This window comes from Albidovulum sediminis (assembly GCF_025380365.1).
In the GTDB taxonomy this organism is placed as follows: Bacteria; Pseudomonadota; Alphaproteobacteria; order Rhodobacterales; family Rhodobacteraceae; genus Albidovulum; species Albidovulum sediminis.
Map to the genome: position 1 here is coordinate 526,626 of NZ_JAOCQF010000001.1, position 22,081 is coordinate 548,706.

The 22,081-nt window shown below is 68.7% G+C and carries 24 protein-coding genes and 1 riboswitch; of the genes, 13 read left to right on the top strand and 11 right to left on the bottom strand.

Annotated features, from left to right (window positions below; all coding sequences use genetic code 11):
* Positions 1 to 31: 31 nt before the first annotated feature.
* Genes N5I32_RS02580 through N5I32_RS02600 form a run of 5 tightly spaced genes read right to left on the bottom strand, consistent with a single transcriptional unit; the run spans position 32 to position 4,063 of the window.
* Positions 32 to 787, bottom strand: a complete 756-nt coding sequence (locus N5I32_RS02580; protein WP_261493824.1) for an alpha/beta fold hydrolase — start codon at positions 785 to 787, stop codon at positions 32 to 34.
* 9 nt (positions 788 to 796) lie between these two features.
* Positions 797 to 1,585, bottom strand: a complete 789-nt coding sequence (gene pcaD / locus N5I32_RS02585) for a 3-oxoadipate enol-lactonase (RefSeq protein WP_261493825.1) — start codon at positions 1,583 to 1,585, stop codon at positions 797 to 799.
* The gene (locus tag N5I32_RS02590; protein ID WP_261493826.1) at positions 1,582 to 2,559 is read right to left on the bottom strand and encodes a threonine ammonia-lyase; all 978 of its coding nucleotides are present in this window, start codon (positions 2,557 to 2,559) and stop codon (positions 1,582 to 1,584) included. Before N5I32_RS02590 ends, pcaD begins: the two co-directional genes overlap by 4 nt.
* Complete coding sequence (locus N5I32_RS02595; protein WP_261493827.1) at positions 2,556 to 3,383, bottom strand: alpha/beta fold hydrolase; 828 nt, start codon at positions 3,381 to 3,383, stop codon at positions 2,556 to 2,558. The genes N5I32_RS02590 and N5I32_RS02595 overlap by 4 nt, the downstream gene beginning before the upstream one ends.
* Positions 3,380 to 4,063 carry a haloacid dehalogenase type II gene (locus N5I32_RS02600; RefSeq protein WP_261493828.1) on the bottom strand — a complete coding sequence of 228 codons (684 nt, stop codon included), beginning with the start codon at positions 4,061 to 4,063 and terminating at the stop codon, positions 3,380 to 3,382. Before N5I32_RS02600 ends, N5I32_RS02595 begins: the two co-directional genes overlap by 4 nt.
* 173 nt (positions 4,064 to 4,236) lie before the next feature.
* Here N5I32_RS02600 and N5I32_RS02605 point away from each other — a divergent pair, with 173 nt between their 5' ends.
* Positions 4,237 to 4,839 (top strand): hypothetical protein, encoded by a 603-nt coding sequence (locus N5I32_RS02605; RefSeq protein ID WP_261493829.1) that lies wholly within the window; start codon positions 4,237 to 4,239, stop codon positions 4,837 to 4,839.
* Here the strand turns inward: N5I32_RS02605 and N5I32_RS02610 are convergent, their stop codons facing one another.
* The 3 genes from N5I32_RS02610 to fabA all read right to left on the bottom strand — a co-directional run bounded on the left by N5I32_RS02610 (position 4,840) and on the right by fabA (position 7,484).
* Positions 4,840 to 5,628 (bottom strand): enoyl-ACP reductase FabI, encoded by a 789-nt coding sequence (locus N5I32_RS02610; RefSeq protein WP_261493830.1) that lies wholly within the window; start codon positions 5,626 to 5,628, stop codon positions 4,840 to 4,842.
* A 6-nt stretch (positions 5,629 to 5,634) separates the two neighbouring features.
* Positions 5,635 to 6,864 carry a beta-ketoacyl-ACP synthase I gene (gene fabB, locus N5I32_RS02615; RefSeq protein ID WP_261493831.1) on the bottom strand — a complete coding sequence of 410 codons (1,230 nt, stop codon included), beginning with the start codon at positions 6,862 to 6,864 and terminating at the stop codon, positions 5,635 to 5,637.
* A 110-nt stretch (positions 6,865 to 6,974) separates the two neighbouring features.
* On the bottom strand, positions 6,975 to 7,484 hold the full coding sequence (fabA, locus tag N5I32_RS02620) for a bifunctional 3-hydroxydecanoyl-ACP dehydratase/trans-2-decenoyl-ACP isomerase (RefSeq protein WP_261493832.1): 510 nt from the start codon (positions 7,482 to 7,484) through the stop codon (positions 6,975 to 6,977).
* 164 nt (positions 7,485 to 7,648) lie between these two features.
* On the opposite strand from fabA, the gene irrA reads away from it, so the two are divergent.
* Entirely contained in the window at positions 7,649 to 8,065 is a 417-nt protein-coding gene (gene irrA / locus N5I32_RS02625; protein ID WP_261493833.1) for an iron response transcriptional regulator IrrA, read from the top strand.
* On the opposite strand, the gene N5I32_RS02630 is transcribed toward irrA, so the two are convergent.
* Together N5I32_RS02630 and N5I32_RS02635 are read right to left on the bottom strand one after the other, a co-directional pair.
* Positions 8,066 to 8,659 carry a DUF2238 domain-containing protein gene (locus N5I32_RS02630; protein ID WP_261493834.1) on the bottom strand — a complete coding sequence of 198 codons (594 nt, stop codon included), beginning with the start codon at positions 8,657 to 8,659 and terminating at the stop codon, positions 8,066 to 8,068.
* A gap of 16 nt (positions 8,660 to 8,675) precedes the next feature.
* On the bottom strand, positions 8,676 to 9,545 hold the full coding sequence (locus N5I32_RS02635) for a glycosyltransferase family 2 protein (protein ID WP_261493835.1): 870 nt from the start codon (positions 9,543 to 9,545) through the stop codon (positions 8,676 to 8,678).
* A gap of 137 nt (positions 9,546 to 9,682) precedes the next feature.
* Between N5I32_RS02635 and miaB the strand changes: the two genes are divergently transcribed.
* The 8 genes from miaB (at position 9,683) to trmB (ending at position 17,747) form a co-directional block, all read left to right on the top strand.
* Complete coding sequence (miaB, locus tag N5I32_RS02640; protein ID WP_261493836.1) at positions 9,683 to 11,017, top strand: tRNA (N6-isopentenyl adenosine(37)-C2)-methylthiotransferase MiaB; 1,335 nt, start codon at positions 9,683 to 9,685, stop codon at positions 11,015 to 11,017.
* A 180-nt stretch (positions 11,018 to 11,197) separates the two neighbouring features.
* Positions 11,198 to 12,217, top strand: coding sequence for a PhoH family protein (locus tag N5I32_RS02645; protein ID WP_261493837.1), 1,020 nt, complete (start codon positions 11,198 to 11,200; stop codon positions 12,215 to 12,217).
* Positions 12,201 to 12,707, top strand: coding sequence for an rRNA maturation RNase YbeY (gene ybeY, locus N5I32_RS02650; protein ID WP_261493838.1), 507 nt, complete (start codon positions 12,201 to 12,203; stop codon positions 12,705 to 12,707). Before N5I32_RS02645 ends, ybeY begins: the two co-directional genes overlap by 17 nt.
* 37 nt (positions 12,708 to 12,744) lie before the next feature.
* Positions 12,745 to 13,629: a hemolysin family protein gene (locus tag N5I32_RS02655; RefSeq protein ID WP_261493839.1), complete on the top strand. Its 885-nt coding sequence runs from the start codon at positions 12,745 to 12,747 to the stop codon at positions 13,627 to 13,629.
* A 1-nt stretch (position 13,630) separates the two neighbouring features.
* Positions 13,631 to 15,151 carry an apolipoprotein N-acyltransferase gene (lnt, locus tag N5I32_RS02660; protein WP_261493840.1) on the top strand — a complete coding sequence of 507 codons (1,521 nt, stop codon included), beginning with the start codon at positions 13,631 to 13,633 and terminating at the stop codon, positions 15,149 to 15,151.
* Positions 15,152 to 15,184: 33 nt separating this feature from the next.
* Positions 15,185 to 15,233, top strand: a riboswitch (SAM-SAH riboswitch).
* Between the two features lie 4 nt (positions 15,234 to 15,237).
* On the top strand, positions 15,238 to 16,404 hold the full coding sequence (metK, locus tag N5I32_RS02665; protein ID WP_261493841.1) for a methionine adenosyltransferase: 1,167 nt from the start codon (positions 15,238 to 15,240) through the stop codon (positions 16,402 to 16,404).
* A gap of 100 nt (positions 16,405 to 16,504) precedes the next feature.
* On the top strand, positions 16,505 to 16,969 hold the full coding sequence (gene queF / locus N5I32_RS02670) for a preQ(1) synthase (protein WP_261493842.1): 465 nt from the start codon (positions 16,505 to 16,507) through the stop codon (positions 16,967 to 16,969).
* A 70-nt stretch (positions 16,970 to 17,039) separates the two neighbouring features.
* A complete protein-coding gene (gene trmB, locus N5I32_RS02675; RefSeq protein ID WP_261493843.1) occupies positions 17,040 to 17,747 on the top strand; it encodes a tRNA (guanine(46)-N(7))-methyltransferase TrmB in 708 nt (235 codons plus the stop codon).
* Here trmB and N5I32_RS02680 read toward each other — a convergent pair.
* Complete coding sequence (locus tag N5I32_RS02680) at positions 17,744 to 18,931, bottom strand: ROK family transcriptional regulator (RefSeq protein WP_261493844.1); 1,188 nt, start codon at positions 18,929 to 18,931, stop codon at positions 17,744 to 17,746. The genes trmB and N5I32_RS02680 overlap by 4 nt on opposite strands.
* 189 nt (positions 18,932 to 19,120) lie before the next feature.
* Here N5I32_RS02680 and N5I32_RS02685 point away from each other — a divergent pair, with 189 nt between their 5' ends.
* The 3 genes from N5I32_RS02685 (at position 19,121) to N5I32_RS02695 (ending at position 22,077) form a co-directional block, all read left to right on the top strand.
* The gene (locus N5I32_RS02685) at positions 19,121 to 20,134 is read left to right on the top strand and encodes a sugar ABC transporter substrate-binding protein (protein ID WP_261493845.1); all 1,014 of its coding nucleotides are present in this window, start codon (positions 19,121 to 19,123) and stop codon (positions 20,132 to 20,134) included.
* A 93-nt stretch (positions 20,135 to 20,227) separates the two neighbouring features.
* On the top strand, positions 20,228 to 21,301 hold the full coding sequence (locus N5I32_RS02690) for an ABC transporter permease (protein WP_261493846.1): 1,074 nt from the start codon (positions 20,228 to 20,230) through the stop codon (positions 21,299 to 21,301).
* Positions 21,301 to 22,077, top strand: a complete 777-nt coding sequence (locus N5I32_RS02695) for an ATP-binding cassette domain-containing protein (RefSeq protein ID WP_261493847.1) — start codon at positions 21,301 to 21,303, stop codon at positions 22,075 to 22,077. Before N5I32_RS02690 ends, N5I32_RS02695 begins: the two co-directional genes overlap by 1 nt.
* Positions 22,078 to 22,081 lie beyond the last annotated feature (4 nt).

The window sequence follows — 22,081 nt, forward strand, 5'->3', positions numbered from 1 at the left end:
CCCGCGGAAATGCTCGCCGGGCGGGGCCACGCTAGCGAAGGCCGGGCGCGGAGGGAAGGGGGGCCGTGCCGGCGATGTCCGAGAGCATCCGTGCCAGGCGCGCGGGCGCGGTCAGGAAGGGGGAATGGCCGCAGGGCAGGCGGCTGACGGCGGGGCCGAAGGGGCGCGCCATTTCGGCCTGGTACTCGGGGGGGATGGTGTGGTCGTCCTTGCACAGGATGTAATGGCGCGGCTGCGGCGGGGTCTCGGTTCCGGCGGGCAGCGGGGTTGCCTGCGGGGCGATCGGCTCGGGGCAGAGGCGGGGCAGGGCGTCTGCGACCGCGCCTTCGGGGCAGTCGTGGTAGAAGGTGCGCCGGGCGCCCGCGGGATCGGCGGAATAGGTCACCCCGCCCGAATCGGCGCGGACCACGCCGGCAAGCGGCTGGCGCGGCCCGGCGCGGCGCAGGTCGATCATCGACCGGCCGGGGACGGGGACATAGGCGCAGAGGTAGATCACCTGCCCGATGCGGCCGGGCGCAAGGGCTGCGGCCAGCGTGGCCGGATAGCCGCCGGCGGAATGGGCGACGAGAACGGCCGGACCGTCATGGAAACAGGGGTCGTCGGTGGCGGCGAGGATCGCGTCGGCGTAGCCCTGAAGCGTGGCCACCGCCGCGGGCGTCGGGTCGCTGCCGTGGGCGGGCAGGTCGATGGCGCGGGCGGCATGGCCAAGGCGCGCCAGCGCCTCGGCGGTCGCCCGCCAGCACCAGGCGCCGTGGCAGGAGCCGTGGATCAGCAGGAAGCGTGCCATGCCCGACCCTCAGACATGGCCGATCCCGCGCAGGAAACCGGCGAGGACCGCGGCAAAGTCCTCGGGCGCCTCGACCGGGGGCAGGTGGCCCGCGCCGCGGATCAGGTGGAAGCGGCTGCCGCGCACCAGGTCGGCGGTCTCGCGCACGAGGTCGGGCGGCGTCGATCCGTCCTCGGACCCGGCGAGGACGAGTGTGGGGAGCGTCAGCCCAGAGGTGGGGGTGAGGAAGTCCGCCCCCGCGATGGCGGCCGAACAGCCGGCGTAGCCGTCGGCCGGCGTGCGCACCAGCATCGCGCGCCAGCCCTTCAGCTCCGCGGTTTCACGAAACCGGCGCGAGAACCAGCGCTGCATGACCGCGTCGGCGATACCCTCGATCCCCTCGGCTCGGACCGCCGCGATGCGGTCGGCCCAGATCTGCGGCGTCCCGATCTTGGCGGCGGTGTTCGACAGGACCATGGCGCGCACGAGGTCCAGCCGCTTGACCGCCAGCCCCTGCGCGATCAGCCCGCCCATCGACAGGCCGACGAAGGCGCAGTCGCGGATGTCCAGTGCCTCCAGCAGGCGTTCCGCGTCGCGGATGAGCGCGCCCATCGCGTAGGGCCCGGCGGGGCAGGCCGAAAGGCCGTGGCCGCGGGTGTCATAGCGGATCAGCCGGAGGCCCGCGGGCATCAGGGGCACGATCTTGTCCCACATCCTGAGGTCGCTGCCGAGCGCGTGGGAGAAGACCACCGGCGCTCCGGCGAGGTCGCCATCCTCGCGCCAGTGGATATGGGTGTCGCCGAGGTCGAGGATGTTCATGCGTCCCCCAGCATCGACAGGGCGCGAGAGAAGACGGCCGGATCGACGTTGCCGCCCGAACAGACGGCGATCACCGTATCGCCCTCGATGTCGTCGGAGTGGTAAAGGGCCGCCGCCAGCGCCACCGCGCCGCCCGGCTCCACCACGATGCGCAGATGGGCGAAGGCCATCGCCATGGCGCGCAGCGCCTCCTCCTCGGTCACGACAAGGCCGGGGCCGGCGAGACCGGCGAGGATCGGGAAGGTCAACTTGCCCGGCTCCGGCGTCACGATCGCATCGCAGAGCGAGCCGGACAGGCGGGTGTTGCGCAGGATCCGGCCCGCGGCGAGCGAGCGGGCGGTGTCGTCGAACCCCTCGGGCTCGGCGGTGCGCAGGCGAAAGCCCGGCGCCTCGGCCTCGAGCGCGAGCGCGATTCCGGCGGACAGGCCGCCGCCGCCGCAGGGCACCGCGACCTCGGCCCGCGTCACGCCAAGTGCCGCCGCCTGCCGCGCGATCTCGAGCCCGGTGGTCCCCTGTCCCGCGATCACCAGCGGGTCGTCGAAAGGCCGGATCAGCGTCAGGCCGCGCGCCGCGGCGATGGCGGTGCCGATGGCGTCGCGATCCTCGGTCGCGCGCTCGTAAAGCACGACCTCGGCGCCCAGGGCGCGGGTGTTGGCGATCTTCACCGCCGGCGCGTCCGAAGGCATGACGATGACGGCGGGCGCGCCATGCGCCGCGGCCGCGCGGGCAACGCCCTGCGCGTGGTTGCCCGAGGAATAGGCGATGACGCCGCGCCGGCGATCCGCCTCGGGCAGGGCGGAAACGGCCGACCAGCCGCCGCGCGCCTTGAACGACCCGGTGTGCTGAAGGCATTCGGCCTTCACCAGCACCCGCCGCCCGGCGATGGCGTCCAGCGCGGGGGAGGTCAGCAGCGGCGTTTCCCGCACTGCGCCCCTGAGGCGCGCCTCGGCCGCACGGATCATGTCGATGTTCATCGGATGCGCTCCAGCCAGGCCCGGATCGCCTCCAGGCTTTCGGGTTCGTCGAGGAACGGGACATGGGCGCGGCCGGGCACCTCGGCGAATATCATGTCGGGCCGACGGCGCCGCATGTCGGCAGCCGTATCTGGGGTCAGCAGGTCGGAGTTCGCGCCCCGGACCAGCGCCAGCGGCAGGCCCGCGCAGGCGTCGAAGAGCGGCCAGAGATCGGCCACCGGCGCGCGGTAGCCGGCCAGGAAGCTCTCGCGCAGCGCGGGGTCGTAGCGGATCGTCAGCCCGGCCGGCGTCTCCTCGTAAAGCTGGCGGGCGAAGTCGGTCCAGCGTTCGGGCGGGACGCCCTCGAACCCCGGCATGGTGCGGGGCAGCTTCGCCACCAGGTCGGCGATGGTGCGCGCCGCCGGGTTGCGCCCGACATAGTCGCAGATGCGGTCCAGCCCCGCGCGCTCGATCACCGGGCCGATGTCGTTCAGGCAAAGGCCCGCCAGCCGGTCCCTCGCGGTCGCGGCCAGCGCCATGCCGATCAACCCCCCGCGCGAGGTGCCGAGGATCGCCGCCCGGCCGATCCCCAGGTGGTTGAGAAGCTCCAGTGCATCCTGCGCCTCGCGCGGGATGGTGTAGCTTTCCGCCCCCGTCCAGTCCGACGCGCCGCGGCCACGGTAATCCGCCCGGATCAGGCGGACGCCGGGGAGGTACGGCGCCAGGAAGTCGAAATCGGTCGAGGACCGGGTGAGGCCCGCAAGGCAGAGGACGGGCGTGCCCGAGCCCTCGTCCCGGTAGGCGAGGCGGGCGCCGTCCGAGGCGGTGAAATGCCGAAGCGTCATGCGCGGGCGAGGTCCGGGATCGAGGTCAGATCGGCCAGCACGTGGTGCGGCCGTCCGGGCAGCCGGTCCATCGGCTGGCCTGCGCGGTTCACCCAGGCCACGCGGAAGCCGTAGGCCGAAGCTGCCGCCGCGTCCCATCCGTTCGAGGAGACGAAGAGCACCTCGTCCGCGGAACAGCCGAAGCGGTCGGTGACCAGACGGTAGACCGCCGGCGCGGGCTTGAAGACGCCCACGCTTTCGACCGACAGCATGTCGTCGAGCAATGCGCCAATGCCCGCCGAGGAGACCGCGCCGCGGAGCATGTCGGGCGAGCCGTTCGACAGGATCGCGGTGGCAAACCCCTCCGCCTTCAGCCGCGCGAGCATCGCCGGCACCTCCGGATAGGCCGGCAGTTCCCAGTAAAGCGCCAAGAGCCGCTCCCGCGTTTCGAGGTCGGTCAGCCCCGAGGCCTCGAGCGCCCAGTCAAGCCCGTCCTGCGTGACCTGCCAGAAGGGGATATGGGCGCCCATGACCGCGCGCAGCCAGCTGTATTCCAACTGCTTGCGCCGCCAGTCGTCGGCCAGCCGCGGCCAGGCGGCGGCCAGCGCCCCTCGCCCCGGTTCGGCGGCGGCGAGCCGTGCAGCGGCCGCCACGTCGAAAAGCGTTCCATAGGCGTCGAAGATGCAGACCTTGATCGGCATGGTGTCCTCCCTCGGGCGGCAGACTGACGGCGCCGCCGGGCAGGTGCAAGGGCGGAATCGCCCCGCGCGCAGCCTCGTGATCGCGCCGGCGGGCAGGATGGACGGGGCCACTGGCCCCAGCGCCGGTTCCGTGCTGAAACAACCTGGCAGGCAGAAGCGAAACGGAGGCCGCGATGACCAGCCCGTTCGAGCGTCTGAAGGCGCTGCTGAGGGAATCCCGCGCAGAGATCGACCGCGATCTGGCCGAGGGGCGCGCGCGTCTGCGCTACCGGATGGAGCGGGGCCGCGCGGTCTTCGACACTGAGATCCGCGACGCGCACCGCGCCATCCGCGAACGGCTGCCAGGCTACATCCTGCATGCCCGACCGCGCGTGGTCCTGACCGCGCCTGTCATCTACGGGCTGATCGTCCCCTTCGCAGCCCTCGACCTCTGCGTCGCGGTCTATCAGGCGATCTGCTTTCCCGTCTATGGCATCGCCAGGGTGCGGCGCGGCGACCACATCATCATCGACCGCCACCGGCTGGCCTATCTGAACGGCCTGCAGAAGCTGAACTGCCTTTACTGCGGCTATGTCAACGGGGTGATCTCGCTGGTGCGCGAGGTGGCGGCGCGAACCGAGCAATACTGGTGCCCGATCCGCCATGCCGTGAACCCAGCCGACCCGCATGACCGCTACGGGGACTTCACCGACTACGGCGACGCCGAGGCGTTTCAGTCGCGAAACAAGGCGTTGCGCGAGGATCTTCACCCCGATCGCGACGCGCGCGAGCGCTGATCAGAGGTTTTCCGCCTGCGGCATGCCCAGGACGTGGTAGCCGCCGTCGACCCGGATGATCTCGCCCGTGGTGCAGACGCCGAAGTCGGAACAGAGATAGACCGCGGTGCCGCCGATCGCCTCAAGCGTCGCGTTGGCGCGCAGGGGTGCGTTCGCCTCGGTATGGCGGAAGGTCGCGCGCGCCCCGCCGATGGCCGCGCCGGCAAGCGTCTTCATCGGGCCGGGCGAGATCGCGTTGACGCGGATCTTCTGCGGGCCGAGGTCGTTGGCGAGGTAGCGTGTGGCACTTTCCAGCGCCGCCTTGGCCACGCCCATCACGTTGTAGTTGGGCGTCACCCGGTTCGAGCCGCCATAGGTCAGCGTGATCAGGCTGCCACCGTCCGGCATCAGGTCGGCCGCACGGCGCGCGACGTCGATGAAGGAATAGCAGGAGATCACCAGAGAATTGCAGAAGTTGTCCCGGCTGGTGTTGATGAAACGGCCGGTCAGCTCGTTCTTGTCCGAGAAGGCGATGGCGTGGACGAGGAAATCCATCGTGCCCCAGCGATCCTTCAGCGCGCCGAAGCAGGCCGCAAGGCTTGCGTCGTCGGTCACGTCGACATCGACCAGGAAATCCGACCCGACCGAGGCGGCAAGCGGTTCCACCCGTTTCCCGAACGCCTCGCCCTGGTAGGAGAAGGCAAGCTCTGCGCCCTCTGCCGCAAGCGCCGAGGCGATGCCCCAGGCGATGGACCGCTCGTTCGCGACGCCCATCACCAGACCGCGCTTTCCCGTCATCAGTCCTGCCATGTCAGGTCACCCGAGATATTTGCTCATCACGAGGGTTGCGTTGGTCCCGCCGAAGCCGAAGCTGTTGGAGAGCACGCTGTCGATCTCGACGCCGTCGCGCCGTTCCGTCACGATCTCGGACGGGTCGAGCGCGGGGTCGAGCGTGGTGATGTTGGCCGAGGCGGCGATGAAGCCCTTGTTCATCATGATCAGCGAATAGATCGCCTCGTGCACGCCGGTGGCGCCCAGCGAATGGCCGGTCAGCGACTTCGTCGAGGCGACGGGGGGTGTGGTGCCCTTGCCAAAGACGCGGCGGATCGCCTCCATCTCGGTCACGTCGCCCACCGGGGTCGAGGTGCCGTGGCTGTTGATGTAGTCGATCCGGCGCCCCTCGGGCAGGGTCGCGACAGCCAGCCGCATCGACCGTTCGCCTCCTTCGCCGGACGGGGCCACCATGTCGTAGCCGTCCGAGGTGGCGCCATAGCCCGTGACCTCGCCGTAGATCTTCGCGCCGCGCGCAAGGGCGTGGTTCAGCTCCTCCAGCACCACGACGCCACCGCCGCCGGCGATGACGAAGCCGTCGCGGGTCGCGTCATAGGTGCGCGAGGCCGTCGTCGGCGTGTCGTTGTACTTCGAGGACATCGCCCCCATCGCGTCGAAAAGGCACGACAGCGTCCAGTCCAGCTCCTCGCCGCCGCCGGCGAAGACCACGTCCTGCTTGCCCATCTGGATCAGTTCGGTGCCGTTACCGATGCAATGCGCCGAGGTGGAGCAGGCCGAGGTGATGGAATAGTTCACGCCCTTGATCTTGAACGGCGTGGCAAGGCAGGCGGAGTTGGTCGAGGACATGCAGCGGGTGACCATGAAGGGGCCCATCTTCTTCGGGCTGCCCTTGTTGATGACCGCGTCGAAGGCGACGAAGAAGTTCTTGGTCGACGGCCCGCCCGACCCCATGATGAGGCCGGTGCGGTCGTTCGACACCTCGGCCTCGGTCAGGCCGCTGTCGGCGATCGCCTGTTCCATGGCGATGAAGTTGAAGGCCGCGCCATCGCCCATGAAGCGCAGGTTGCGCTTGTCGATATGCTCCTCAAGCACGATCTGCGGCTTGCCGTGGACCTGGCAGCGGAATCCGTGTTCGGCGTATTCGGGGGCAAAGACGATGCCCGAGCGGCCCGCCCGAAGCGAGGCCTCGACCTCGGCGGCGTTGTTGCCGATGGGCGAGACGATCCCGATCCCGGTGATGACGACGCGGCGCATGTAGGCTCCCCTGAACTTCTTTCAGCCTGTGTAGGGCAGAGGGTGGCGGTGGGCAAGCGGTGACGCGCGCCCGGTGACCCGCGGGCAAGTCGCGCGCGGGCCGGCCGCGCTCAGTTGGCGCTGAGCGCCACCTTCATGTCCTTGACCTGGTAGATGACCTCTCCGTCCGCCTCGACGATGCCGTCGGCCACGCCCATGGTCAGCCGCCGGGTCTGGATCGCCTTGGTGAAATCGACCTTGTAGGTCAGCATCTTGCGGTCGGGGCGGACCATGCCGGTCAGCTTGACCTCGCCCACGCCGAGCGCGTAGCCGCGCCCCTCCCAGCCGCGCCAGCCGAGGTTGAAGCCGGTCAGCTGCCAGAGCCCGTCAAGGCCGAGGCAGCCGGGCATGATCGGGTTGCCGGGGAAGTGGCAGGCGAAGAACCACAGGTCGGGGCGGATGTCGAATTCGGCCACCACATGGCCCTTGCCGTGCAGCCCGCCGTCTTCCGAGATGTCGGTGATGCGGTCCATCATCAGCATCGGCGGTTCGGGCAGTTGCGCGTTGCCCGGCCCGAACAGCTCTCCGCGCGCGCATTTCAGCAGGTCTTCGCGACCGAAGCTCCTCGGGTATGGTGACATCCGGTCAAGTCCCTGTCCGATCCATGTTTCCAACCCCTCTAGCACCGCCGCGCAAGGCCATGCAAGGTCGCTGGACAGGGGCGATGCGCCGGTTCCCGTCTGGAATGATTGAAATTCGCATGCCTGTCGGTCTAAATGGAGGCAGTCGAGGACGGGAGCGGCGAATGGACGATATCGCGGTCGCGCGTGCGGAAAGCTGGCTGGCCGATGCGGGGCTGAGGCCCACGCGGCAGCGCCTTGCGCTGGCGACGCTGCTGGTCGGCGACGGAGAGCACCGGCACGTGACGGCCGAAAGCCTGCACGCCTCGGCCCGTCAGGCCGGCGAGGGGGTATCTCTGGCCACCGTCTACAACACGCTCCGCGCCTTCTGCGAGGCGGGGCTGATGGCCGAGATTACAGTCGACGGGTCGCGCAGCTATTTCGACACGCGGCTGGACGATCACCCGCATTTCTTCTGGGAAGAGACCTCGCAGCTTGTCGACGCCCCGAAAGAGGAGCTTGAGATCGCGCGCCTGCCCACGGCGCCGCAGGGCGGGGAGGTTTCTCGGGTGGATGTCGTGATCCGGCTCAGGCGGCGCTGATCAGCGCGGGTGCCTCAGGGCCAGTATCACGGCCGCAAGCGTCGCCCCCAGCGCGTTGAAGACCAGATCGAGCGCGGTGTTGTAGTAGCCGCCGACGTTGGTGTCGGCGATGCCGAGGACGGCGACGAACTCGATGATCTCGTTCACCGAACCGAGCCCCATCGCCCCCAGTGCGGAATAGACCGGCAGCGTCCAGCCGCGCGCCGTGCCGGGGTGGTTGCGCTGCATCAGGTGCCAGAGCAGCCAGGCGGTGGTGCCGAAGCCGTAGGCGTGGACGACCTGGTCGTACTTGAGCAACCGCATCTCGCCGCTGCCGCCAAGCGGCAGGACGGTCAGGTTGTAAAGCACCGACCCATCCACCGGAACGCCGCCGCCGGCCATGTGCGCCAGCCCCCAGAGCGACAGCGCCCAGAGGAGCGCAGGCGGAAACTCCGCCCGCCGGATCGTCGCGCCCACCAGCGCGATCAGGCCGGCCATGGTGACGAGATACCAGATGAACTCGTGGTTGCCGATCGACAGGAACCAGGCCCCGAAACCGGCCGCATAGGCCAGCGTGAAGGCCAGGACCATCCATTCGCCGGCTCTTATCCGCATGCGGATGCCCCTTTCCTCAGAACCATTGCCCCGGCTCCATCAATCCCGCGTCCATCAGTTGCTGCGCCCGCCATTCGAAGCGGGCCGAGCGCGGCCAGACAAATCCCGTGACCGCGTGGCGCGAGGCCGGGTTGCGCCGCAACGCCTTGGCGGTGCGGAACGAGGCGATGGCGGCGGTCAGGTTGTGGTGCCACGGGCAGGCGAAGGTGTTCATTTCCTCGACCGACAGCCGGTGGTCGGGCAGGAGCCTGAGGCCCGGTTCGGTGCGGAAGAGCGCGATCCGGTCGATGCGCCGCCGCGTCCAGGGCACATGTTCCTCGAAGCGCCACTTCAGCCCGCCGAAAAGGTCGACCTGACGTTCCTGCTCGACCTCGGTCTCCTCGTCCCAGCGCGGCAGGGGGTAGTAGCCGGCGGTGTCGAACATCGCCTCCTCGACCGACACGCCCGAGGGCGCGCGGCCAAGATCGCCGGCGTAGAGGTCGACGACGGTGCAGAGCATCGCGCCGCGCCGTTCCTCGGTGTGGAAGGTCAGCATCTCGCCCACGCTGCGGGTCTCGGCGAAGGGGTAGAAAAGGTATTCGGCGTTGTAGCCGTAGTAGAGCCAGGTGCCCGGCGGGGCGGCGTCGATGACCGCGTTCACCGCCGCGGGCACCGCGCCTTCGGCCCGGGTGTCATGGCGGATCGCCCGCACGGTCGCGGCGAATTCATCGGGCAGGTCGATCCCCTCGGGCAGGAAGGCCAGCACCTGCCGGAAGCCCGCGGCGAGGTGGTGGCGCAGGGTCGAGGGCAGTTCCACCTCGTCCTCCGCGAAGAGGAGCGCGACCGGACCGCGCGCCAGAAGTGCGCGATCGCGGTTCAGGAAATGGGCAAGTCCCTGGGGTATCATGATGCTCCGATCCGCCTTTGCGCGCCAGATTCCGGCATGCCGCGCGCCGTTGCAAGCCCCCGCGTGGGGTGCCCGGCATTGCGGGCGGGGGGCTTTGGCTGTAGGAAACGCCGGTCCGAAGCGCCGGGGCCCCCGCGATGTCAGAACCGAAGAAGCTTTTCATCAAGACCTACGGCTGTCAGATGAACGTCTACGACAGCGAGCGCATGGCCGAGGCTCTGGGCGCGGAAGGCTATGTCACGACCGAGGTGGCCGAAGAGGCCGACATGGTGCTTCTGAACACCTGCCACATCCGCGAGAAGGCGGCCGAGAAGGTCTATTCCGACCTGGGCCGGCTGAAGCCCCTGAAGGCGGCGAAGCCCGACCTGAAGATCGGCGTCGCCGGCTGCGTCGCGCAGGCCGAGGGGGGCGAGATCCTGCGGCGGATGCCGCTGGTCGATCTGGTCGTCGGCCCGCAAAGCTACCACCGCCTGCCGGCGATGGCGAAGGCGGCGCTCAGGGGAGAGAAGCCGGTCGATACCGAGTTCCCCGAGGAGGACAAGTTCGACCACCTGCCCGACCGCCCGCGTGCGGCGGTGCGCCCGACCGCCTTCCTGACCGTGCAGGAGGGCTGCGACAAGTTCTGCGCCTTCTGCGTGGTGCCCTACACCCGTGGAGCCGAGGTCAGCCGTCCGGCCGCGCGCATCCTCGCCGAGGCGCGGGGGCTGGTGGAGAAGGGCGTGCGCGAGATCACGCTGCTGGGCCAGAACGTCAATGCCTATCACGGCGCCGGGCCGGCCGATGCGGGCGGCGGCGACTGGTCGCTGGCGCGGCTGGTGCGGGCGTTGGCCCGGATCGACGGGCTTGAGCGCATCCGCTACACGACCTCGCACCCCAACGACATGACCGACGACCTGATCGCCGCGCATGGCGAGGAGGCAAAGCTGATGCCGTATCTGCACCTGCCGGTGCAGTCGGGGTCCGACCGCATCCTGAAGGCGATGGCGCGCAAGCACACGGCGGCCGACTACCTGCGCCTGATCGAGAAGATCCGTGCCGCGCGCCCCGACATGATGATGTCGGGCGATTTCATCGTCGGCTTCCCCGGCGAGACGGAGGCGGATTTCGACGCGACGCTCGACCTGATCCGGGCGGTCGGCTACGGCATGGCCTATTCGTTCAAGTACTCCGCCCGCCCCGGCACGCCGGCCGCGGAAAAGGCGCCTGTCGCGGCCGATGTCGCCGATGCGCGGCTCCAGACGCTCCAGGCGCTGATCACCTCGCAGCAGCGCGCCGCGCAAGAGGCGATGGTCGGGCGCGAGGTCTCGGTCCTGTTCGAGAAGGCGGGCCGGCTGAAGGGGCAGATGGTGGGCAAGTCCGATTACCTGCACGCCGTGCACGTCAAGACCGACCTGCCCGCCGGAGCCATCGCGCGGGTGAGAATCGTTTCCTCCGCCCCGAACTCCCTGGCTGGCGAGGTTGCCGCGGCCTGATCGGCGTCGCGAAAGTCCGCAGATCCCGCCGATTGGGCATGAAGCGGTGCATATGCGGCCGGCATGCCTCCGGCTTGATCGCTTTTGCGCAACAGTCCGCGATCCAAGGCCACAAGCCCTTGCGTGGCGCGCCAATGGGGGGCACCATTTCTGTATGGACCCTCTCTCAAGGAGACACGTTTGGGCATCTCTGCCTTGACCCCCCCGCCGAGACCGGAAGATCTGCACGAGACGCTTCTGGAGTTTCCCGACAATCGACTTCTGATCGACCTGTGCGGCGAGTTCGACCGCAACCTCGCCCAGATCGAACACCAGTTGGGGGTCCACATCCTGCGACGCGGCAATCACCTCGCGGTTGTCGGCGGGGCCGAGGGGCGGGGCAGGGCGGCGGCGGTGCTGCAAACGCTTTACGGTCGACTGGAAACCGGGCGCGGCATCGACGCGGGCGAGATCGACGCGGCGATCCGGATGGGGGACATGGGCATTCCCAATCCGCCAAGCCTTGACGAACAGCTCGAAATGTTCGCCGCTGGGCGGATGGAGATCCGCACCCGCAAGAAACAGGTCGAACCGCGCACCGAGGCGCAGAAGGCCTATGTGAAGAACCTATTCCAGCACGAGCTTGCCTTCGGCATCGGACCGGCGGGCACCGGCAAGACCTATCTCGCCGTCGCCGTGGGTGTGACCATGTTGATCGGCGGGCATGTCGACAAGATGATCCTCAGCCGCCCGGCCGTCGAGGCGGGCGAGCGGCTGGGCTTCCTGCCCGGCGACATGAAGGAGAAGGTCGATCCCTACATGCAGCCGCTTTACGACGCGCTGAACGACTTTCTGCCCGCCAAGCAGGTGCAGAAGCTGATGGAGGAGAAGCGGATCGAGATCGCGCCCTTGGCCTTCATGCGCGGCCGGACGCTCGCCAATGCCTTCGTCGTCCTCGACGAGGCGCAGAACGCCACCACCATGCAGATGAAGATGTTCCTGACCCGCCTGGGCGAGGGCTCGCGCATGGTCGTGACCGGCGACCGCACGCAGGTGGACCTGCCGCGCGGCACCGCCTCGGGCCTGGCCGACGCCGAGCGCATTCTGGAGGGCGTGAGGGGCGTCAGCTTCAACTACTTCACCGCCAAGGATGTCGTGCGCCATCCCCTTGTCGCCCGCATCATCGAGGCCTATGACCGCGACGATGGAGCCGCTGGTTGACACATTGATCGAGGACGCGCGCTGGGCCGCGTTCGGGCTGGAGGATCTGGCCGAGGCGGCGGCTGCCGCGACGCTGGCCGCCGCGGGCCTGCCCGCCGAGGGGTTCGAGATCAGCCTGCTGGGTTGCGACGACCGCCGGATCGCCGATCTGAACGCCGATTTCCGCGGCAAGCCGCAGCCGACCAACGTGCTGTCCTGGCCTTCGGAGGAACGCGCGGCGGACACCGACGGGGCAAGACCCGCGCTGCCGCGGCCGGGGCCTGCCGGCATGCCCGAGGAACTGGGCGACATCGCCATCGCCTGGGAAACCTGCGAACGCGAGGCGGCAGAACAGGGCAAACCCCTGCGCGACCATGTCACCCATCTTGTCGTTCACGGGACGCTGCACCTTCTGGGATACGATCACGTTCGCGATGGCGATGCCGCATTGATGGAGCGGACGGAAGTCCGCATACTTGAAGCCATGGGGCTCTCGAACCCATATGAGTGAGCCGGGGCCGGATGGCCCTGCAATTCGGAAAGGACAGATGGGCGAATCCGCAGACGGGTCGCAGTTCGCAGACAGCGCTGACGACCCCGCAGACAGTAGCGCGCAGAAGGGCTTTTTCGGCCGGATCTTCAGCGCCCTCACCCCTTCGGAACCCGACAAGGACGAAGGCCCCGCCACCACAAAGGGCGAAACGCCGGCCGCACTTCCCGCGTTGCCGGGGATTGCGAACCTGCGCCGGTTGCGCGTCGACGACGTGGCGATTCCCAAGGTCGAGATCGTGGCGGTCCCGGTCACGATCAGCCTGACCGATCTTGTCGCGAAGTTCCGCGACAGCGGCTTTTCGCGCCTGCCGGTGTTCAAGGGCACGCTGGACAGCCCGCTCGGCATCATCCACCTCAAGGACCTAGCGCTGCAACAGGCGTTTTCGGATGCGAAACCGAAGTTCTCGCTCAGGAAACTGTTGCGGCCGCTGCTCTATGCGCCGCCCTCGATGCCGATCGGCGTGCTTCTCCAGAAGATGCAGAGCGAGCGGATCCACATGGCGCTTGTCATCGACGAATACGGCGGCGTCGACGGTCTCGTGACCATCGAGGACCTGATCGAGACGGTGATCGGCGAGATCGAGGACGAACACGACACCTCCGAATCGGGGCTCTGGACGCAGGAGAAGCCGGGGCAGTACCTGGTGCAGGCGCGCGCGCCGCTTGAGGAGTTCGAGGCAGAGATCGGCATGAAGCTTGCCGACGAGGAAGAGGGCGAGGAGATCGACACGCTGGGCGGCCTTGTCTTCATGCTGACCGGGCGCATCCCCGCGCGGGGCGAGGTCGTGCCGCACGAAAGCGGGGCGGAGTTCGAGGTGGTGGACGCCGATCCGCGCCGGATCAAGCGGCTGCGCGTGCGGCTGCCGAAATCCCGGGGCTGAAGTGCCGCTGATCCGCGCCTTCGCCCGCGCGGGCCGGCCCGGCCTGCGCCGGTTGGGCGCGATGGCCCTGCTCGGCGCCGGCGTGGCCGCGGGGCAGGCCCCCTTCGGCCTGTGGTGGCTTTCGCTCCCCGCGCTTGTCGTCCTGACCGGGGCGGTCGCGGCGGAGGAGCGGCGCGCAGAGCGCCTCTGGCTCGCCTGGGCGGCAGGCACGGGCTATTTCGCGCTGTCGCTCTTCTGGATCGTCGAGCCGTTCCTGGTGGAGCCGGAAATCCACGGCTGGATGGCCCCTTTCGCCCTTTTCTTCATGTGCACGGGGATGGCGCTTTTCTGGGGGCTGGCCGGCTGGGTGGCGGGAATTGGCCGGTCGCGGGCCGGGCGGGCGGCGGGCTTTGCCCTCGGGCTGGCGCTCGGCGACCTCTTGCGCGGCTACGTTCTGACCGGGTTTCCCTGGGCGCTGCTGGGGCATGTCTGGATCGACACGCCGGTGGCGCAGGCCGCCGCCCTGATCGGCCCGGTCGGCCTGTCGCTGATGACCACGCTGGCGGCGGCGCTGCCGGCGCTGGGGCGCGACCGTGCGGGGCAGGTCCGGGCTTCTGCGGTGGCCCTGGCGGCCCTGGGCCTGGTCTGGGTCGCCGGCGATGCGCGTCTGAGCGCCGAGAGCCCCGCGCCCGAGCGACCCGTCCGCGTGCGCCTTGTCCAGCCCAATGCCGAGCAGTCGCTGAAATGGCAGGGCGAGATGTGGCGCGTCTTCCTCGAGCGTCAGATGACGCAGACGGCCGAACCCGCCGAGGCGCCGCTGGACCTGATCATCTGGCCGGAAACCGCGGTGCCCTACCTGCTGGAGGATTCCTCTGCGCTGTTCCGGCAGATGGCGGCGGCCTCGGGCGGGGTGCCGATCGTGACCGGCATCCAGCGCGCCGAGGGCTCGCGCTATTTCAACAGCCTCGTCGCGCTCGACGGCGCGGGCGAGGTCGTGGCGCTGCACGACAAGGCGCATCTGGTGCCGTTCGGGGAATACATCCCCTTCGGCGACCTTCTGGTGCCCTTCGGCATCCGCGCCTTCGCCGCGCAGGAGGGGTTCGGATACACGCCGGGCGGGGGTCTGCGCACGCTCGACCTCGGGCGGGCGGGGCATGTGCTGCCGCTGATCTGCTACGAGGCGATCTTTCCCCAGGACCTGAACCGGGCCAAGGGCCGCGCCGACTGGATCCTCCAGATCACCAACGACGGCTGGTTCGGGGATGTCTCCGGCCCCTACCAGCACCTCGCCCAGACGCGGTTGCGCGCCATCGAACAGGGCCTGCCGGTGGTGCGCGTCGCCAATACCGGGGTCTCGGGCGTGATCGACGCCGCGGGGCGGGTCGTCGCCACCATCCCGCTGAACAGCGTGGGCACGCTCGACATCTTGGTGCCTCCCGCGCGCCCGCGCCCGCCTTACGCCCGGACGGGCGACGGGCCGATCGCGATCCTTATTCTTGCCGGCCTTCTGCTTCCGGTTGCGCGGCGGCGATTTGGCCGTTGACCACGGGCCATGGTCCGGATAGTCAATCTCGTCGTACCGTCACAACGGCTTCCTGGCGTGACGGGGTAACCCCAATGGAGCACTTCATGTCCCGTCAGAATTATGTCTTCACCTCCGAATCCGTGTCGGAGGGCCACCCGGACAAGGTCTGCGACCGCATTTCCGATGCCGTCCTCGACGCCTTCCTGGCCGAGGAGCCGAATGCCCGCGTTGCCTGCGAGACCTTCGCCACGACGAACCGCGTGGTCGTCGGCGGCGAGGTGGGGCTGTCCAGCAAGGAAAAGACCAAGGCGATGATGGAGCGTATCGACGGGATCGTGCGCGCCTGCGTCAGGGACATCGGCTACGAGCAGAAGAAGTTCCACTGGGACAAGATCAAGGTCCACAACTACCTGCACGAGCAGTCGGCGCATATCGCGCAAGGGGTGGATCGCGACGGCGCGGGCGACCAGGGCATCATGTTCGGCTACGCCACGCGCGAGACGCCGGACTTCATGCCGGCGCCGATCCAGTATGCCCATGCGATCCTGCGTCGCCTGGCCGAGGCGCGCAAGTCGGGCGCCGAACCGACGCTGGGCCCGGACGCGAAAAGCCAGCTCTCGCTGCGCTATGAAAACGGAAAGCCGGTCGAGGTGACCTCGATCGTGCTCTCGACCCAGCACACGTCGAAGCGCCAGACCTCGAAGGTGATCCGCGGCATCGTGGAGCCCTATATCCGCGCGGTCCTGCCCGACGGCTGGATCACCAGGAAGACCGTCTGGCACGTGAACCCGACCGGCACATTCGTGATCGGGGGTCCGGACGGCGACGCCGGGCTGACCGGGCGCAAGATCATCGTCGACACCTACGGCGGGGCGGCCCCCCATGGCGGCGGGGCGTTTTCGGGCAAGGACCCGACCAAGGTGGACCGTTCGGCGGCCTATGCCGCCCGCTACATGGCCAAGAACGTGGTCGCCTCGGGGCTGGCCGACCGCTGCACGCTCCAGCTGTCCTATGCCATCGGTGTGGCCAAGCCCCTGTCGATCTACGTCGATACCCATGGCACCGGCCAGGTTCCCGACGCCCAGATCGAGAAGGCGGTGGCCGAGGTCATGGACCTGACCCCGCGCGGCATCCGCACGCATCTGGGCCTTGACCGGCCGATCTACCAGCGCACGGCGGCCTATGGCCACTTCGGTCGCGCGCCGGAGGCCGACGGCGGCTTCAGCTGGGAACGCACCGACCTGACCGAGGCGCTGAAGAAGGCGGTCTGATCGGCGCGCGGGCGGGGGGGCTTTCTCCCCCCGGACCCGCGCAGGATATTCGCGCAACGAAGAAAAGGCCGTTCGCGGGCGGCCTTTGCGGAGGGGTGACATGGCCAAGACGGATGTCTCGGGGCTGACGCAGCTGGGGTCGGAGACGAAGATGCCGGCCTCACCCGAGGAGGCGCTGCTGGAGCGCGTGCCGGCCGGGCACTCGGGAACGCAATACACGGTGCGCTTCACGGCGCCCGAGTTCACCTCGATGTGCCCGATGACCGGGCAGCCCGACTGCGCCCATATCGTGATCGACTATATTCCGCGCGACTGGCTGGTCGAAAGCAAGAGCCTGAAGCTCTACCTGCATTCCTTCCGCAACCACGGCGCGTTCCACGAGGATTGCACCATCGACATCGCCAAGCGCCTGGTGGCACTGCTCGATCCCGAATGGTTGCGCATTGGTGCCTATTGGTATCCGCGCGGGGGAATTCCGATCGACGTCTTCTGGCAGACCGGCGCGCCCCCCGCGGGGGTATGGATCCCCGATCAGGGGGTGGCGCCCTATCGCGGCCGGGGCTGAGCGCCGCATCCCCGGCTTGACGGCCGCGCCGGCGCCCGCTAGGTCGCCGCATCCCTGCGCGAAGGTGCCGATGACCGATCCCGTGCTCCCCCAGCCCGAGTGGCGCAACTTCTACGGCCGCCGCCACGGCAAGACGCTGAGGCCCAGCCAGAAGACCTACCTGTCGGAGGATCTGGCGACGCTCCGCCCTTCCGGAGTGGCGCGGGAAGAAAACCCCGACCGCCTGCCGATCGACCCGGCCGCGATCTTTGGCGACGCCCGGCCGGTCTGGCTCGAGGTGGGATTCGGCGGCGGCGAGCACATGGTCCACATGGCGGCGCGCTATCCGCAGGTGGGGATCATCGGCTGCGAGCCCTTCGTCAACGGCGTGGCGATGCTTCTGGGCAAGATACGGACGGCGGGGGTGGAGAACCTCGCGGTCTATCCGGGCGACGCGCGCGACGTGATGGAGGTGCTGCCCGCGGCCTCGGTGGCGCGCGCCTTCCTCAACTACCCCGACCCCTGGCCGAAGCGTCGCCACCACCGCCGCCGCTTCGTGACCGCCGAACATCTGGACCCGCTGGCCCGGGTGATGGCGCCGGGGGCGGAGTTCCGCGTCGCGACCGACATTCCCGACTACGTGCGCCAGACGCTTGAGGAGGTGCCGCGGGCCGGCTTCCGGCTGGAGGCCGAGGGCGGCACGCCCTGGCCGGACTGGATCTCCACCCGATACGAGCAGAAGGCGCTGCGCGAGGGGCGGGTGCCGCACTACCTGACCTTCCGGCGCGACGGGGGCTAGCCGAACAGCGGTTGCGCCAGCAGGTAGCGTTCAATCACCGGCAGCGCCGCGGCGCCGATGGCGCGGGCGTTGCGGCCGACGGCGGCCTCGGTGATGACGGGTTCGCCGATGCCCTGGGTATCAATGGTGCGCAGGGCCGCGCGCGTACGCGCGACGATGGCGGCGCGCACCGCGTCGGGGCAGTTGGCGTCGATGATCACCGTCTCGAAGTCGATCACCGACGACACCGCCACGGCGCCGAGGGCAAGGTGGCGGGCGGTGTGGTCGAGCCAATCGTCGAGCGGGGGGCCAAAGGCGGACCAGTCGGCGTCCGGGCGCCAGATCAGCGAGGGGTCGAGGCCCGACCGTTCCAGCCGGCGTTCGAGGAGATAGAGCGAGGCGTGGTGGATCAGTTGCTGCGCGCCCGTCTCCGTCGCCACCGGGATCGAGCCGAAGGCGCCGGCGTTGCCGGTGCGGCCGGCATAGACGGTATCGTTCAGCACCACGCCGCCGCCGATGAAGGAGCCGATGAAGAAATAGGCGTAGTCGGCGAACTCGCGCCCGCGGCCGAAGACGTGTTCGGCGGTGCAGGCGGCGGTGGCGTCGTTCTTGATCGTCACCGGCAGCCCGGTGATCGCGGCGACGGCCGCGGCCACGTCGAAGTCACGCCAGAGCAGCATGTCTTCCTTCGGGGCGTGGACAACGTCGAGCCAGTTCCAGAGTTCGAACGGTTCTGCCACGCCGATTCCAGCCACGCGGCGGCGTTCGTCGGCGGACAGCCCCGACAGGATCGCCTCGAAATGGTCGCGCAGGAAGGCGGTCAGCACCGCCGGGGTGGGGTAGGGATAGGTCCGCTTGATCTGCGCCCGGATGGTGCCGACAAGGTCGATGAGGACAAGGTCGATGCTTTTCCTGCCGATGTTCAGGCCGAGGGAGAGCACCCCGTCGGGCCTGAGCGTCATCGGGATCGAGGGTTTGCCGACCTTGCCGCGAATCGGTTCGCCGCGCACCAGCAAACCGTCCTTTTCAAGCGCGCGGATGATGATCGACACGGTCTGCGCCGACAGGTTGGAGCGGCGCGCGATCTCGGCGCTGGGCAGGCCGCCATGCCGCTGGATCAGCGAAAGGACAAGCCTTTCGTTGTGATCGCGGATCCCGGACTGGTTGGCGCCCCCCATGGGGTCGCGGATGGTGGTGGCGTCCATGGCCCGTGCCTGACCGGTTGCTTCGGCGAGGTCAAGTTTGACGATGTTAATTAATAAATCAAGTTTATTTATTTATTGACAGGGACCCCCGACTCGGCCCATATCTCGAGGCGGGGCAGGCCAGTGACGAATGGTCCGGAAAGCGGATCGGGGCAGGGGCCCGCCACGTTCGATCCACGGGAGGATGACATGACGAAATTTCTGACGGGCGCCGCGGTCGGCGCGCTTCTGATCGGTGCCGCCTCGGCCGCTTCGGCCGACAGCGCCTGCCTGATCACCAAGACCGACACCAACCCCTTCTTCGTCAAGATGAAGGAAGGTGCCGCGGCCAAGGCGGCCGAGCTTGGCATCGAGTTGAAGACCTACGCCGGCAAGATCGACGGTGACCATGAAAGCCAGGTTGCGGCGATCGAGGCCTGCGTGGCCGACGGCGCCAAGGGCATCCTGCTGACGGCGTCCGACACCAAGGCGATCGTCGACTCCGTGAAGGCCGCGCGCGACGCCGGCGTGCTGGTGATCGCGCTCGACACGCCGCTCGACCCGATCGATGCGGCGGACGCGACCTTCGCCACCGACAACTTCCAGGCCGGGCTCCTGATCGGCCAGTGGGCGAACGCCACGCTCGGCGCCGATGCGGCGAACGCCAAGATCGCGCTTCTCGACCTCGCCATCTCGCAGCCCTCGGTGGACGTGCTGCGCGACCAGGGCTTCCTGCAAGGCATGGGCATCGACCTCGGCGACCCGAACAAATGGGGTGACGAGACCGATCCGCGCATCGTCGGCAACGAGGTGACCGCGGGCAACGAGGAAGGCGGGCTGAAGGCCATGGAGGCGCTTCTGGCCAAGGACCCCGACATCAACGTCGTCTACACCATCAACGAACCCTCGGCCGCGGGCGCCTACGAGGCACTGAAGGCGGTCGGCAAGGAAGGCTCCACGCTCATCGTGTCGGTCGACGGCGGCTGCCCGGGCGTCGCGAACGTCAAGGACGGGATCATCGGCGCGACCTCGCAGCAATACCCGCTGCTGATGGCTTCGAAGGGGATCGAGGCGATCGCGGCCTTCATCAAGGACGGGTCGAAGCCTGCGCCTACCGAAGGCAAGGACTTCTTCGACACCGGCGTGGCGCTTGTCACCGACAAGCCGGTCGAGGGCGTCGAGTCCATCGACACCGCCAAGGGCACCGAACTCTGCTGGGGTTGACCCACGGCAAGGACGTCGCATGATGATGGAAAGGGGCGGCCCGCGCGCCGCCCTTTTTCTCAGGTACCGATATCTGGACAGGGGAGGGCGGAGATGGCCGCGCAACAGGACGCCGGGACGGGTTTCGAGGAGGGGCTGAAAGGCGCCTCGGAGAAGGTCGCCGAGTTTCACGAGCGCAAGAGCGCGCTGAAGCGTGTCCAGCACTGGCTGCACCAGACGCCCTCGGCGGTGCCGATGATCGTGCTTGTGGCTTCGGTCGTGGTCTTCGCCATCCTGTCGGAGAATTTCTTCAAGGCCGCGACGATGTCGACGATCCTCCAGCAGATCGCCATCGTCGGCATCCTCGGCTGCGCGCAGACGATCGTCATCCTGACCGCGGGCATCGACCTGTCGGTGGGCGCCATCGCGGTCTTTTCCTCGGTGCTGATGGGGCAGCTCAGCTTCCGCTACGGCCTGCCCGCGCCGGCGGCGGTGGTGCTTGGCCTCGCGCTCGGCACCGCGATGGGGGCGATGAACGGCTATCTCATCGCGCGGCTCAGGCTGCCTCCCTTCATCGTCACGCTCGGCACCTGGCAGATCCTGCTGTCCTCCAACTTCATCTTCTCGGCCAACGAGACGATCCGCAGCCAGGACATCGCGACACAGGCGCCGCTGCTGCAGTTCTGGGGCGGAGCGATCCAGCCGGGCGGGGTCAAGGTGCTTTACGCCGTGTTCCTGATGATCGCGCTGGTGCTGGTCATGTCCTACGTGCTGCGCCACACCGCCTGGGGGCGCCATGTCTACGCCGTTGGCGACGACGCCGAGGCGGCCAAGCTTGCCGGGGTGCGGACCGATCGCGTCCTCATCCAGGTCTACGCGCTCGCCGGGCTTTTCTGCGCCATCGCGGGCTGGGTCATGATCGGCCGCTTCGGCTCGGTCTCGCCCACCGCCTCGACCGGCCAGTTGGGCAACATCCAGTCGATCACCGCCGTGGTGATCGGGGGCATCTCGCTTTTCGGCGGGCGCGGCTCGATCCTCGGCATGTTCTTCGGGGCGCTCATCGTCGGCGTCTTCGAGATGGGCCTGCGCCTTGTCGGCACCGACCCGCAATGGACCTTCTTCCTCATCGGCGCGCTGATCATTGCCGCCGTCGCCGTGGACCAGTGGATCAGAAAGGTGGCTGCGTGATGGAACCGATCCTGAAAGCCCGCAATCTCGTCAAGCGCTACGGCCGGGTCGTGGCCCTCGACCACTGCGACTTCGACCTGATGCCGGGGGAAATCCTTGCCGTGATAGGCGACAACGGCGCGGGCAAGTCGACGCTGATCAAGGCCGTATCCGGCGCGGTGACCCCGGACGAGGGCGAGATCTGGCTCGACGGGCGGAAGGTGTCCTTCGCCAGCCCGCTCGAGGCGCGGGGGGCGGGGATCGAGACCGTCTACCAGACGCTGGCCATGTCGCCCGCGCTGTCGATCGCGGACAACATGTTCATGGGGCGCGAGATCCGGAAGCCCGGCATCATGGGCAGCCTGTTCCGCCAGCTTGACCGCCCGGCGATGGAGAAGTTCGCGCGCGAAAAGCTGACCGAACTGGGGCTGATGACGATCCAGAGCATCAACCAGGCGGTCGAAACGCTCTCGGGCGGCCAGCGCCAGGGGGTGGCGGTCGCGCGTGCGGCGGCCTTCGGCTCGAAAGTGGTGATCCTCGACGAGCCGACGGCTGCCCTTGGCGTCAAGGAAAGCCGCCGGGTGCTGGACCTGATCCGCGACGTGCGCGCGCGGGGTATTCCGATCATCCTGATCAGCCACAACATGCCGCACGTGTTCGAGGTCGCCGACCGCATCCACATCCACCGTCTGGGCCGCAGGTTGTGCGTGATCCGGCCGGGCGATCACTCGATGTCGGACGCGGTCGCGTTCATGACCGGCGCCAAGGACGCGCCGACGGAGGCTGCCGCCGCCTGAACGG